Genomic DNA, 12,776 nt, shown 5'->3' with positions numbered 1-12,776 from the left:
ACCGGTGGTGCCGCGGTATCGCTACCGTCAGTGTCCTATCGGCGCTGTCCTATCTGTACTGGGAAGCGGGTGAGCACATGACACAGACCCGAGCGGATGCCGCTGTCATGCGGCAGACCGCCGCCAGGTTCGACGAGGTGAGCCGCGGGCTTGAGGCGATGCTGAGCGGTCTCCTGGTTGAGTTGGCGGCTCTGCAGTCGCAGTGGCGGGGCGCGGGTGGCCGGTCCTTCCAGCAGGTCCAGGCTCAGTGGGCCGCTGACCAGCGGGCCATCCAGCAGGCGCTCGTGGAGACGGCGGCGGCGCTCCGGGCGTCCGGCACCGGCTACGACGCCACCGACACCCAGGCGGCCACCCGGGTCGCCACCGTCAACCGAGGGATCTCGCTGCCGTTGTAGGCGTGCCCGGGAGAGGAGCACCGATGGGAGACAGTCACCTCGTCGTCAACTTCCCGGCGCTGCACCAGGCGAGCGCCGACATCCAAAAGGCGCTGCACGCGCTGGAGTCGCAGCTGGCGCAGCTCGAGCGCGACGCCGCCCCGCTGATCGCGACCTGGGAGGGCGAGGCCCGGCAGGGATACGACGCCCGGCAGGCGCAGTGGCGACGGGCCTCACAGGACCTCGCGGTGATGCTCCGCGACATCAAGATCGCAGTCGATGACTCGGCGGCGGATTACTGGAGCACCGAGAGGCGGGCGATTGGCAGATTCTGAGACCCTGTGAAGCCGCCCGAAATACCCCCAGGTCCGGCATCGGAGCGCACCAGAGTGCGGGAACCGATACCTGCCAGCCATTGTGATCTTGTTACTACCTTGTAGGTTGTACGCGATACCTGTGGCCTGTTCGGTGGAAGGGAGGTGGCCGTGACCGAATGGGAGCCGGCCACCGAGGCCGAGGTTGCCATGCGTGACGCCCTGCGGGCGAGCGATCAAGAGCAGTATTTCCGGATATTGTCGCGGACCGAGCTGTTTCTTCCGGTTTCAGCGGAATCTCTGGCTGGCCGCGCGCCGATGGGCTGGGGCACCTGGACCACCAGTGGGCGCACGCACGTGTTGGCGTTCACGTCCAGCGTGGCGCTCCAGGCGTGCCTGGCCAGCAACGCCGGCTCGGCCCGACGGATCGCCTACCACGACCTCGCCGCCGCGTGGCCCAACCTCGAATGGTGGCTCGCGGTCAACCCGGGACTCCCGATCGAGGGATACCTGCCCGCGTGGTTCGTGACGCAGCTGGCCCGGGGTGACGTACGGCTGCCAGGGCGCACGATCGGCGCCCGAGCCCGGCTAGACCGCGCCGACACGGCGGCCCGGGCGCGCGCCACCGCTACCGTGCCCGGCAGCCTCCTGGCGCCTGGCCCGGGTGGCAGCGCATCTGCGTCCGGCCTGCTGCCTCCTGCGGCGGGGCTGGGCGCTGTCCCTGCGGCGCGCGAGTCCGCCGTGGCGGCAGCGACGCAGCCCGCGTGGGACACCCACGATCCCGCTCTCCCGGCCGCCCACCAGCCCGCGACCTGGGATGCCGCGCCCGCCGCTGTTCCCGCAGCGAGCCAACCCCCGACGTGGGATGCCGCGCCCCCGCCCACCGCTTCGGTGCCGGGCCAGGCCGCGGCCTGGGATGCCACCGGCGGCGCTGTTCCGGCTGCCAGGGCCGAGGTATGGGATGCCACGCCGGCGGCGGACCCCGCCGCGGCGCAGCCGGCCGCTACTCCCGTGGTCGACGAACGGCCCGCCGAGCCGGTCATCGGTCCCGGTGGCCTACCGCGCCGCGTTCCTACTCCTCCTCCGCCTCCTGGCGTGCCGCCAAGCCCGATGGCCCAACGTTCACCCAACGCGGCTCCGGCGGGCCTAGCCGGCGCTGGTGCGGCTGGCCTGGCGTCGCGAGCCGCGGTGGCCAGTTCCAGCGCGACCCCGCCGGACGCCGGCGCTTCGCCCCCGCCTGGTGCACCAGCCGGATTTGGTGCCCGTTCCGGTCGCCTCGGTGGCGGCCTCGGCGCCCCGCATGCCGCAGACGCCCACGGTCCAGGCGGTGCCGGCGGCGACACGACAGCACCCGCCGCACCGCCGTCGGGCGCATCGGCGACCACCTTGGACCAGGCAGCAGGCAGCGCACGGGCGACCGACACCGGGTTCGCGGGTGGCGGTCCGGCGACCTCGGCCTCCGGCTCGGGCACCTTCGCCGCACCGGCGACAGACTGGGCGACCGGCGTTGCCCAGAGCGGCGGCACTGGCCCGGCGCGGAGCACCGACGGGCCTGCGGACTGGGCGACCGGCCCTGGTCCCGGCGGCGCTGGCCTTGCGGCTGGTGGCGCGGGTTCGGACGGCGGCGCTGGTGGTGCGGCGAGTGCTGGCACGCCTGCGGATTGGGCGACTGGCGCTGGCTTTGCGAGCGGCGCTGGCTTTGCGGCCGGCGGCAACGCGGCGGCGAATGCTGGCGCGCCTGCGGATTGGGCGGCTGGCGCTGGCTTTGCGAGCGGCGGCAACGCGGCGACGAGCGCTGATGCGCCAGCAGCCCGGGCGACCGGTGCCGAGACCGATACCGGCGCGAGCGGCGGCTGGTCGACCAGCGGCGGCTGGCCGGAGGAGCGCGGCGCCGCTCAGACCGGCGGATTCGGAACGGCGAGCGGCACCGGTCCGATCAGCGCGGCCGCGGCTCGGCGCGGCAACGAAAGCTGGGGCGCGCCTGTCGTGCCCGGTCGCACCACGGCGAGCGGCCCGACCGTGGCCGCTCCGGTGCCCGTCGAGAATTTCACGCCGGTCAACGAGGTGGAGAAGAACCTCCTCGCCGCGGCTGGCGACGGCAGCACCGACTCGTTCCTGTCGACGCTGCTGCTCGCCAAGGTGCTGCTGCCGGTCTCACCGGTCTCCGCTGACGGCACGCGCCCGGGTGAGCCCGGCTTCGCGTGGCTGACCGAGACACTCGACGGCGAGCCGTACATCGTGGTGTTCACGTCGATGGAGCGCCTGCGCGACCACCTCGGCGACACGATCGAGACGATCGACGTCAAGTTCGTGCAGCTCATCGGCGCATGGCCGGATCCCGCATGGTCCTTCGCGGTCAACCCCAACACGCCCGTGGGTGCCAAGCTGCCCGGTGCGCAGATCGTGGCCCTGGCGAGCTGGGCAGACGAGGTCGGGCTGGGAGCCGAGGCCGAAGAGGAGCCCAAGCCGCAGGCGGCGCCGGCGGCGAGACCCACCCAGGCAGCGGTGGTACACGATCCGGCGCTGCCGACGATGATGCAGAAGACGATCTCGCCCGCTCAGGTCGACTACTACCTGGACCGCGGATACGACCGGGTGTCCGGCTTCGTGCACCGGGCAGGCGAGGTGGCGCATCTGACCACACCGGCTGTTCTGCACGCGGCGCTGGGCCTGGGATACGCCGGATCGCCGTTCAAGCCGGACGCCGACGAGACGTACGTCTTGCGCTGGCCCGCTCACCGGCCAAGCCTGTACCGCATCCCGTACGGCGGCCAGAACGAAGCAGCCATGCGCGCGATGGAGGGCTGGGTGATCGAGCGACCGCCCTTCCGGGGCAACGGGTTCGCGCCCAGCGACAGCGGCGACGTGATCGCGGAGTTCAAAGTAGACAGTGCGCGGCTGCCGCACGGCGCGCAGCTCTGGCGAATCGGAGCCGACGGCAACGAAAAGCTGATCGCCTTGCTCGACTCCGACGCGCCCACGTGGCGGCGGGTCGGTGAGCAGTGATGCGCGACGGATACGTGGCACGGTGGCGTGGCCGGGAGTACGAAGCCAGCCCCGATGGCGACACGGTGCGTATCTACCAACCGGAAGCCGACGAGGGCTTCGAGCAGGCGCGGCCGGGCCGGTTCGTCCGGGTACTGCCGGTGAAGGAGCTCGAAGACTTCGCCTACGTGCGCACGACCTGTACGTGGAAGGGTGAGCCCTTCATCGTGCTGGCGGAGCACGACGGTTGGCTGCGTGTCGAGTACACGGGCGGGCGATGGCCGGTGACGCAGCGGCTTGGGCTGGAAGAATTCGACTTCGGCGTCTACCAGGGCTGGGCGCCCGCCACCGAGGTCACCGACCTCCGCGAGCACCGCATTTAGAGGCCTTTGAGCTGCCGCGGCGCCCGTCGCGGTCCATGCCCGTTGCTCCCGCGGCCTCACCCGCCGCGTTCCCACAACCCGCCGCCGGCCGCGTCCCGGCGCCCTCGCGGCGGTGGCGCCCTCGCCCCGGCGCTCTTGCGCGGCATGCGTGGCATGCGCGGCATGCGCGGTGTGCGCGGCGGACGGTGTCAGATCGCCGCTGCTGCGCGCCGATCAAGGGCAATCGCATGGATCAAGGGCAAATGCACGCGGGAAGAGATCCAATCACGTGCGTTCGCCCTTGATCGGCGTGCGCGGCGTGGCGACACGCCGTGTCGGGCTGGCCTCGGGGCGGACGTGCGCGGGGAAGAGATCCAATCACGTGCGTTCGGCCTTGATCGGCGGGAGGCGTGCGGGGTGTGGCGACGCGTCGTCACGGGCGGGCAGCAGCGCCGATCAAGGGCAATCGCATGGATCAAGGGCAAACGCACGCGGAAATGAGATCCAACCACGTGCATTCGCCCTTGATCGGCGGGAGGTGGCGCGCTGCGGGGGAGCCGCGCTGCGCGGGGGCGGCGTGGCGACACGCCGTCGCGGGCGGGTGTGGCGGGGCGGGGGGTTAGGTTTTGGACCAGCGGAGGACTTCGCCGAGGATGACGTCGGGGGTCTCCACGTGGGGGAAGTGGCCTACGCCGTCGAGTAGGCGCCACTCGTACGGGGCGATCACGTAACGGCTGGAGCCCTGTGCGGTGCGGGGGAGGACCGACGTGTCCAGGGCGCCGTGCAGCTGGAGCGTCGGCGTTACGAGGGGCTGCTGCATGAGCTTGACGAAACGGTACCCGTGCAGGCGAAGCACGGACCGGAACGCCCACCGGTAGGCCTCCAGCGCGCAGAAGGCAGCCTGTGGGATCTGCATCGCCTCCCGGCAGCGCCGTTCGTAGTCGGGGAACGCCTCACCCTGTACCCAATCGGGCCCACCGCCGCGGCGCAGGAACTCGCCGACCAGCGCCGCGTCGTTGCGGGTCAGGATGTGCTCGTACCGCGGAAGCTGGAAGCGGAGGGTGGGCGCCGACGCGGAGATCTGCCCGCGCGGGTCGTTGAAGAGCGCGGCGCGCAGCCGCAGCGGATGCGCGGCCCCGAGCACGACGAGACGGCGGACCATTTTTGGGTGGAACGCGGCTGCCGTCCAGCCGAGCATGCCCCCGAAGCCGGCGCCGACGATATTGGCGGACCGCTCGCCGAGCGCTCGGATGAGGCCGGTGACGTCGGCGGCCATGGTGTAGCCGTCGTAGCCGCGGGGTGGCTTGTCGCTGGCGCCGTAGCCGCGCAGGTCGACGGCGACGGCGCGGAAGCCGGCTCCGGCGACGGCCGGGAGAAGCTCGTGCCACGCGTACCAGAATTCGGGAAAGCCGTGCAGGAAGAGCACCAGGGGGCCGCTGCCGGCCTCGACCACGTGGAACCGGGTGCCGTTGGCGCCGACGAACCGGTGCGTCCAAGGGCCGTCCACCAGGACGCGGGACTCATCCATGCGCCCCAGCGTACGGGCATTCACGTTGACACAGGCCCTAGCCTTCAGGCATGAGCCTGCCGCTTCCGTTGATCACTGTCGCCGGCACGCCGGCCGAGTGCGGTGCCGCCTATGGGGCGGTCGCTGAAGCGCTGGTCGGCGAGAACGTGGCGCTCTACCTGCGGCGATTCCACGATCAGGCGGGGCTGGACCAGGCTGCGGTGCGTGCGGCGGGGGCGGTCTACCGCGGCACGACGCGGGCGGTGCATCCGCGGATCGCCGAGATGCTCGACGGGGTGGCCGAGGGCGCTGGTGTGCACGTCGACGAGGTGTACGCGCTGAACGCCCGCACAGAGCTGATCTACGGGACCCAGCCCGACGGTGGCTGCACCGCCGCGGGCGTGCTCGACACGCACACCGCGGGCGGTCACCTGCTGCTGGGGCAGAACTGGGACTGGCACCCCGCTCAGCGCGAGGCGATGGTCGTGCTCCAGACCACCGATGAGCGCGGACACACGATCATCACGCTGGCCGAGGCGGGGATGCTGGCCAAGGCGGGGCTCAACTCGGCCGGGCTGGGCGTGTGCCTCAACCTGCTCGGGTGTGACCGGGACGGCACGGTCGCCGGTGGCGTGCCGTACCACGTCGTGGTGCGCGCGGTGCTGGAGACCGACCACCTGGGTGGCGCGCTGAAGGTCGCCTGTCGGACGCCCCGTAACGCCTCTCTCAACCTGCTGCTCGGGCAGGCGCACGAGGCGGGCGGCGAGATCATCGACCTGGAGTTGGCGCCGGGCGAGGTGGGCTGGCTGCACCCGGTCGACGGTGTGCTCACGCACGCCAACCATTTCGAGACGGCGCTGCCGATACACGATCGGGCGAAGGACCTCGGCGGTGCGACGCTGTTTCGCAGCGCGCGGGCCCGGCGGCTGCTCGCGGAGGCCGCCGCGGCGCGAAAGGTGACAGAAGACGACCTGGTCGCCGTCTTCCGTGACCACGCCGGGTATCCGAGCGCGATCTGCCGGCACGTGGACGAGCGCGACGAGCCGCTGGAGCGGTCGGAGACGGTCTACTCGGTGCTGCTCGACCTCGATGAGCGGCGGTTCGGCATTGCGGCAGGCCCGCCGTGCGGCCACGAGTACGCGTTCATTTCACTACGGTGATCTCCAGCGCGCTGATGTGCTCGCCAGGGCCGCAGTAGATCTTCAGCCGGAGCGGCTCGAATCGGATCTTGACGGTGTTGCCCTCGGCGAGCTTGGTGCCCGCGGTGCTGTAGAGGGCGTACTCCCGGCCGTCGTCGGTGACCATGCCGTAGCAGGGCCCTTCACCGCCGCGCGTGACCCTGCCGACGACGATGTCCTTGGGGCGCTGGTCGCTGGGCGTGGCTGGCGGCTTCGAGGGCGCGCTGCTTGTCGGTGGTGGCGGCGTGGTCGACGGTTCCACTGGTGGGTCTCCTCCACAGCCGGCGAGCATGAGGACAGCCACTATCGCGAGTCTCCGCAAAGCCACTCTATTCAGACGAGAGGCGGGGCCGGGTGGTTCCCGGCCCCGCCGTTTGTCACGAAATGCGAATCTTCATGGTGGTGCCGTCGACCTCAACTACGCGGATCTTGACGCCGACCGCGGGGAGTTTGACGCCGTGGTTCGGCAGTTCCGGGAACCAGTACGCCTTGGTGTCGTCGAACACCGGCTTGGCGTCCTGCCCACGGATGTACGACGGCTGGCCGTTGACGTGCAGGGTGAACGAGTCGGCCTTGGTGAGGCCGAACGTCGCGTCGTAAACCTGCACGCGGGCGCGCCACGGCTGCCCGTCGATCCGGTAGAACGGCTTCGGGTGCGCGTCAATGATCATGTTGCGCCCCTCGCCGGGGTGGTCGAACGTGTCGTTGTCGGCGTAGAAGGTGTCCCAGTACGAGATCAGCAGGCCCTGCTGGTACGCGTAGTGGTCGACCTTGTCCGGCATCGTGTTGGTGTACCCGAAGAAGTACGGACCGGTCTTCAGGTACTTGTCGTACGACACGTACGAGCGGTGACCCGCGATGTAGTAGTTGTCGTAGTAACGCGTCTCCGAGCCGGGCAGCTGCGAGAAGCCGTCGGCGACGAACGCGCCGTCGCCCTCGGCACCGTCGCTCAGCACGGTCGCGCCGTCGGCGGTGACCGTGATCGCGTCGGCCATCAGGCCACCCTTGGACACGCCACCGTCGGTGACGTAGCGGAACCGGAACTGGATGTTCTTGCCCGCGTACGCGTCCAGCGGCACCGAAAGGTCGACCCACGCCTTGTCGGCCCAGCCCGTGCTCTCGCCGTCGATGACCGGCCGACCCGCGCTGTCCTGCGAGAACGCGTGACCGTCGACGGTGCCGTTGAGCGGCGTCCAGGTGCTGCCGTCGGCCGACGCCTCGAGGTACATGTAGTCGTAACCGGCCTCGATCGAGTACCGCACCTTGGCGGCCAGCGTCGCGGACGACTTGCCGGTCAGGTCGATCGGTGCGGTGAGCGAGCTGCGCAGGTCGTCTTCGTTACCGGAGAACCACTGCTTCTCGCCCTCGAACGGCGCGCCGTTGTCGATCTCCCGGGCGCGTTTGGGCAGTACCACGACGACCGCCTGCGGACGCGCGGTGTTGTACTCCTGCGGGCCAAGGTTGATCGTCTTCTTCTGCCCGGCCACGACGGTCTCGTAGTCGAGCCAACCGAGCTGGAGCTTGTTCCACGCGCCGAGGTCGCCGGGGCGGGTGCCGATGGCCGGGTCGTCCTTTGCGGACAGCCGGCTCTGCGCCATCAGCGTCCAGTGCTCGTTGTTGTTGTCCCCGCCGTTGTTGATGTTGTAGTCGTCCGGCAGGCCCAGGTCGTGGCCGTACTCGTGCACGAACACGCTCAGTCCACCGTTTTCCGGCTGGACCGTGTAGTCGCCGATCCAGATGCCGGTGTTGCCGATCTGGGTGCCGCCGAGCGGGTTCGTCGCCGGGCCGGTCGCGCCGATCTGGTCCTGGTACGCGTACCAGCGGTGGCTCCAGATCGCGTCCTCGCCCTGCCACGGGTCACCGTCGGCCTCGTCGCCACCAGCGTGGACGATCTGGAAGTGGTCGATGTACCCGTCGGACTCGTTGAAGTTGCCGTCGCCGTCGTGGTCGTACCGGTCCCACTTGTCCATGGCCTTGACCGAAGCGGCGATCTCGGCGTCGCTCCTGCCGGCCGCCTTCTGGTCGGCGACCCACTGGTTGGCGGCGTCGCTCACGAGCGCCCAGATGTTGCGGCCACCCGCGCACGCGTCGCAGGCGTCGCGGCCGTACCGTGCCTCGTTGTACTTGACCTTGGTCCAGTTCGTGACCTGGCCCTCGACGCTGTACCGGCCGGACGACTGCGCCTCGTAGTACGTCTTCACCGACTCGACACCCGCACCGGTGCCGAAGTAGAGCTGCCGGTAGTAGTCGGCGGTGTAGTCCGCCTGCCAGACCGTCGAGTTGTCGACCGCGCGGTTCGGCTCGGGGATCTGGTTGCGGAGCGGGCCGTCAAACCGCGCCGGACCGGGCACCGACGGGTCGCTGTCGACGTCGGGGAAGTCGGGGTGCCGCTCGTTGCCGAACTCGGTCAGGATCACGAAGATCTCGTCGGTCCGCTCGCGAGCCAGCTCGACGTACTGGTCCTTGTTGGCCGTCGCCTTGCCAGCCTTGCGCGCCAGCGGACCGGTCGCGTTCGTGGCCTGGCCGACCTTGACAACCGTGCTGCCATTGCGGGTCTCGGGCTTCGCCCGGCCGCTGATGACGTCGCTAACCGCCTGCTCGCGCAGCTCGCGACGCTTGTCTTCCAGGGGGTTGGGCAGGTCGTCGTCCCGATGGGCGGCGTCCTTCGAGGGGTTGACGGCTGTGGCCGGCGAGTCCGCCGGTGGTGCCGCGACAGCCGACGGGCCGAGGGACACCCCGAGGCCCGAAGCCAGCGACACGGTGAGCACGCCCACCATGAGTTTGCGCACCAGGTTTACCTCCGATAAGTGGAACGCCCGCCGCCACCTGGTCAGGGGTGGTCGGACGTCCGGTTGGCCGGCTGCGGTTTTTTGGCAGCCTCGGCCAACCTAAGGAGTCAAATGCGCTGGTGGCAATATCTACAGGCGTGGTTGTTGGGGCAGATGTGACTCATCCGCCCCAACATCGTCACGCGTCGTCAGTCCTCGTCGGCCTTGCTGCCCTGCATGCCGGACGAGATCAGATCCATGACCGCCGAATCCTGCAGCGTCGTCACATCGCCCAGCGACCGGTTCTCCGCGACGTCGCGCAGGAGCCGGCGCATGATCTTGCCGGACCGGGTCTTGGGCAGTTCCGGCACCAGCATGATCTGCCGCGGCTTGGCGATCGGGCCGAGCGTCTTCGCGACGTGGTTGCGCAGGTCCTTGACCAGACCGTCGCCGCCCTCGACGGTGCCGCGCAGGATCACGAACGCGACGATCGCCTGGCCGGTCGTCGGATCGGTCGCGCCGACCACCGCCGCCTCCGCCACGCTCGGGTGGCTGACCAGCGCCGACTCCACCTCGGTCGTGGAGATGTTGTGGCCCGACACCAGCATCACGTCATCGACCCGGCCGAGCAGCCAGATGTGCCCGTCGGCGTCGCGCTTGGCGCCGTCACCGGCGAAGTACATGCCCTCGAAGCGTGACCAGTACGTGTCGATGAAGCGCTCGTCGTCGCCCCAGATCGTGCGCAGCATCGACGGCCACGGCTCGCGCAGCACCAGGTAACCGCCGCCGCCATTCGGCACGCTCGTGGCGGTGTCGTCGACCACGTCGGCACTGATGCCCGGCAGCGGGCTCATCGCCGAACCGGGCTTCGCCGCGGTCACACCGGGGAGCGGCGAGATCATGATGCCGCCGGTCTCCGTCTGCCACCAGGTGTCGACCACAGGGCACTCGCCGCGGCCGATGTTCTGCCGGTACCAGATCCACGCCTCCGGGTTGATCGGCTCGCCGACGCTGCCCAGCAGGCGTAGCGACGACAGGTCGAACTTGGCCGGGATGTCGTCGCCCCACTTCATCATCGTGCGGATCAGCGTGGGCGCCGTGTAGATGATCGTGACCTTGTACTTCTCGACGAGCTCCCAGAAGCGGCCCTTGTGCGGGGTGTCCGGCGTGCCCTCGTACATGATCTGCGTGGCGCCGTTGGAGAGCGGGCCGTAGACGATGTACGAGTGGCCGGTCACCCAGCCGATGTCGGCGGTGCACCAGTACACGTCGGTGTCCGGCTTGAGGTCGAAGACCGCGTGGTGGGTGTAGCTCACCTGGGTCAGGTAGCCGCCGGTCGTGTGCAGGATGCCCTTCGGCTTCGCCGTCGTGCCCGAGGTGTAGAGGATGAAGAGCGGGTGCTCGGAGTCGAACGGCTGCGCCTCGTGGTGCGGGTCGGCGGCATCGACCACCTCGTGCCACCAGACGTCCTTGTCGGTCCAGCTCACTTCCTGGCCGGTGCGGCGCACGACGAGCACGTGCTCGATCGTCGGACACTGCGCGACCGCCTCGTCGACGGTCGGCTTGAGGGCCGACGGGTTGCCCCGGCGGTACCCGCCGTCGGCGGTGATCACGACCTTGGCGCTGGCGTCCTGGATGCGGCCGGAGAGCGCGTCGACCGAGAAGCCGCCGAACACCACGCTGTGCGTGGCACCGATCCGGGCGCACGCGAGCATCGCGACCGCCGCCTCGGGAATCATCGGCATGTAGATCGCGACCCGGTCACCGGCCTGCACGCCGAGGTTGGTCAGCGCGTTCGACGCCTGGCAGACGCTCTTGTGCAGATCGGCGTACGTGATCGTGCGCGTGTCGCCGGGCTCGCCCTCCCAGTGGATCGCCACCTTGTCGCCCCGGCCCTCGGCCAGGTGCCGGTCGAGGCAGTTGTACGCCACGTTGAGCTCGCCACCGACGAACCACTTCGCGAACGGCGAGTTGGACCAGTCCAGTACCTCGTCCCACGGCTTTGCCCAGCTCAACCGCTTGGCTTGCTGCTCCCAGAAACCGAGCCGGTCAGCGGCGGCCTCGTCGTAGGCCGCGGCGGTGACGTTGGCGTTGGCAGCGAGCGCTTCCGGCGGCGGGAACTGCCGGGTCTCCTGTAGCAGGTTCTCCAGGGTCTCGCTCATGGGGCGGCTCCTCCCGCAGGGTGTTATGTCTTGGGTCGTCGTCTGTGAGGTTAGTGCTGGCGCGTCGGGTTCACCGGGTGCGGAGTCACGCGATCGCCGAGCGTATCGCTCGCTGCGGTGACCGGGTTCCCCTGCGCATATCTTGCCGTTTCGAGCATGTTACGAACAGTCCTGAGCACAGCTAGTGTGCTGTGCGTGAGTAGTGATCCGTTGGCGCCGCTGCTGGAACTGGCCGAAGTACGCGACGCGGTGGACGCCGCGCGCGACCGCGTCGACACCGCGCTGCGGCACCGCGCGTTGCGCCGGCAGGGCGGCCAGGTCGCCGCCGAGGCCAACCTGCGAGCGGCGGTCGCCAGCGCTGCGCTCGAAGGGCACCCGCACGAGCGGGAGGCCGTCCGCGACGGCACCGTGACCGACCCGGTCATGCAAGGGGCGCTGCGGGTGGCCGGCGCGCTGCTGGATCTCGCCGACCGCTGGCCGAAGGCGCCGCGGCAGGTACTCGCGCGGCTGCACGTGCTGGCGGCCACGGGCTCGGTCGCCGCCGACGACCTCGGCCGCCCATCCGCCGACCCGGCTGGCGCTGCCCGGCTGGACACGCTCGCCGGCCTCGTCGCCGGTGGCACGAAGGCACCACCGCTCATCCTGGCCGCCGTCGTGCACGGCGAGCTGCTCGCGCTGCGTCCGTTCGCGGGGCCATCCGGCCTGGTCGCGCGCGCTGCGGCGCGACTCACGCTGATCTCCAGCGGCCTCGACACGCGAGGGTTGCTCGCCGTCGAGGTCGGGCATCTCGCGAGAGAGCCCGAGTACGTGGGAGCGGCGGGCGCATTCGCTAGCGGTACCCGAGATGGCGTCCGGTCGTGGCTCCGCCACTACACAGCGGCGGTGACGACCGCGGCAGACGAGTTGGTACAGATCAGCGACACACTCCTGTCCACGCGCCAGTAACCCTTGTCCGCGCGGCGGCGCTGTCTGCGGGGCGGCGGCGCTGTCCGCGCGCCGCGGCTTTCCGTCGATCAAGGGCGAATGCACGTGGTTGGATCTGGCGGTCTCCACCGGTCAGTGCAACAGAGGGCTGATCTTGGGAGGCTGCTGGTATGGCACGTGCGGGAGTGATCACCGCTGATCT

Annotated in this window: 10 protein-coding genes; 6 read left to right on the top strand and 4 right to left on the bottom strand. The window is 70.1% G+C overall.

What is annotated here, in order from left to right:
- The first annotated feature begins 77 nt into the window (after positions 1 to 77).
- The 4 genes from QMG73_RS00050 (at position 78) to QMG73_RS00035 (ending at position 4,056) form a co-directional block, all read left to right on the top strand.
- A complete protein-coding gene (locus QMG73_RS00050; RefSeq protein ID WP_281891550.1) occupies positions 78 to 395 on the top strand; it encodes a WXG100 family type VII secretion target in 318 nt (105 codons plus the stop codon).
- 23 nt (positions 396 to 418) lie between these two features.
- Complete coding sequence (locus QMG73_RS00045) at positions 419 to 709, top strand: WXG100 family type VII secretion target (protein WP_281891549.1); 291 nt, start codon at positions 419 to 421, stop codon at positions 707 to 709.
- A 150-nt stretch (positions 710 to 859) separates the two neighbouring features.
- Positions 860 to 3,694 (top strand): SseB family protein, encoded by a 2,835-nt coding sequence (locus QMG73_RS00040; protein WP_281891547.1) that lies wholly within the window; start codon positions 860 to 862, stop codon positions 3,692 to 3,694.
- A complete protein-coding gene (locus QMG73_RS00035; RefSeq protein WP_281891546.1) occupies positions 3,691 to 4,056 on the top strand; it encodes a hypothetical protein in 366 nt (121 codons plus the stop codon). Before QMG73_RS00040 ends, QMG73_RS00035 begins: the two co-directional genes overlap by 4 nt.
- A 598-nt stretch (positions 4,057 to 4,654) precedes the next feature.
- Here the strand turns inward: QMG73_RS00035 and QMG73_RS00030 are convergent.
- Positions 4,655 to 5,563 carry an alpha/beta fold hydrolase gene (locus QMG73_RS00030; RefSeq protein ID WP_281891544.1) on the bottom strand — a complete coding sequence of 303 codons (909 nt, stop codon included), beginning with the start codon at positions 5,561 to 5,563 and terminating at the stop codon, positions 4,655 to 4,657.
- Between the two features lie 50 nt (positions 5,564 to 5,613).
- Here QMG73_RS00030 and QMG73_RS00025 point away from each other — a divergent pair, with 50 nt between their 5' ends.
- Positions 5,614 to 6,702: a C45 family autoproteolytic acyltransferase/hydolase gene (locus QMG73_RS00025; RefSeq protein ID WP_281891541.1), complete on the top strand. Its 1,089-nt coding sequence runs from the start codon at positions 5,614 to 5,616 to the stop codon at positions 6,700 to 6,702.
- Here QMG73_RS00025 and QMG73_RS00020 read toward each other — a convergent pair.
- The 3 genes from QMG73_RS00020 to acs form a co-directional block, all read right to left on the bottom strand.
- The gene (locus tag QMG73_RS00020) at positions 6,686 to 6,982 is read right to left on the bottom strand and encodes a hypothetical protein (RefSeq protein WP_281891540.1); all 297 of its coding nucleotides are present in this window, start codon (positions 6,980 to 6,982) and stop codon (positions 6,686 to 6,688) included. The two genes, QMG73_RS00025 and QMG73_RS00020, sit on opposite strands and share 17 nt — an antisense overlap.
- Positions 6,983 to 7,097: 115 nt before the next feature.
- Positions 7,098 to 9,494 (bottom strand): immune inhibitor A domain-containing protein, encoded by a 2,397-nt coding sequence (locus QMG73_RS00015; RefSeq protein ID WP_281892171.1) that lies wholly within the window; start codon positions 9,492 to 9,494, stop codon positions 7,098 to 7,100.
- A 203-nt stretch (positions 9,495 to 9,697) separates the two neighbouring features.
- Positions 9,698 to 11,650 carry an acetate--CoA ligase gene (gene acs / locus QMG73_RS00010; RefSeq protein ID WP_281891538.1) on the bottom strand — a complete coding sequence of 651 codons (1,953 nt, stop codon included), beginning with the start codon at positions 11,648 to 11,650 and terminating at the stop codon, positions 9,698 to 9,700.
- Between the two features lie 195 nt (positions 11,651 to 11,845).
- On the opposite strand from acs, the gene QMG73_RS00005 reads away from it, so the two are divergent.
- Complete coding sequence (locus QMG73_RS00005) at positions 11,846 to 12,595, top strand: Fic family protein (protein WP_281891537.1); 750 nt, start codon at positions 11,846 to 11,848, stop codon at positions 12,593 to 12,595.
- Positions 12,596 to 12,776: the final 181 nt, after the last annotated feature.

Origin of the sequence: Phytohabitans aurantiacus, assembly GCF_027923225.1 — a bacterium.
Taxonomy (GTDB): Bacteria; Actinomycetota; Actinomycetes; order Mycobacteriales; family Micromonosporaceae; genus Phytohabitans; species Phytohabitans aurantiacus.
This window is presented reverse-complemented; position numbering and strand designations above follow the sequence as displayed.

Coding starts and splice junctions, on each gene's coding strand:
- QMG73_RS00050 (WP_281891550.1), top strand. CDS start 78: ATGACACAGACCCGAGCGGATGCCGCTGTCATGCGGCAGACCGCCGCC.
- QMG73_RS00045 (WP_281891549.1), top strand. CDS start 419: ATGGGAGACAGTCACCTCGTCGTCAACTTCCCGGCGCTGCACCAGGCG.
- QMG73_RS00030 (WP_281891544.1), bottom strand. CDS start 5,563: ATGGATGAGTCCCGCGTCCTGGTGGACGGCCCTTGGACGCACCGGTTC.
- QMG73_RS00025 (WP_281891541.1), top strand. CDS start 5,614: ATGAGCCTGCCGCTTCCGTTGATCACTGTCGCCGGCACGCCGGCCGAG.
- acs (WP_281891538.1), bottom strand. CDS start 11,650: ATGAGCGAGACCCTGGAGAACCTGCTACAGGAGACCCGGCAGTTCCCG.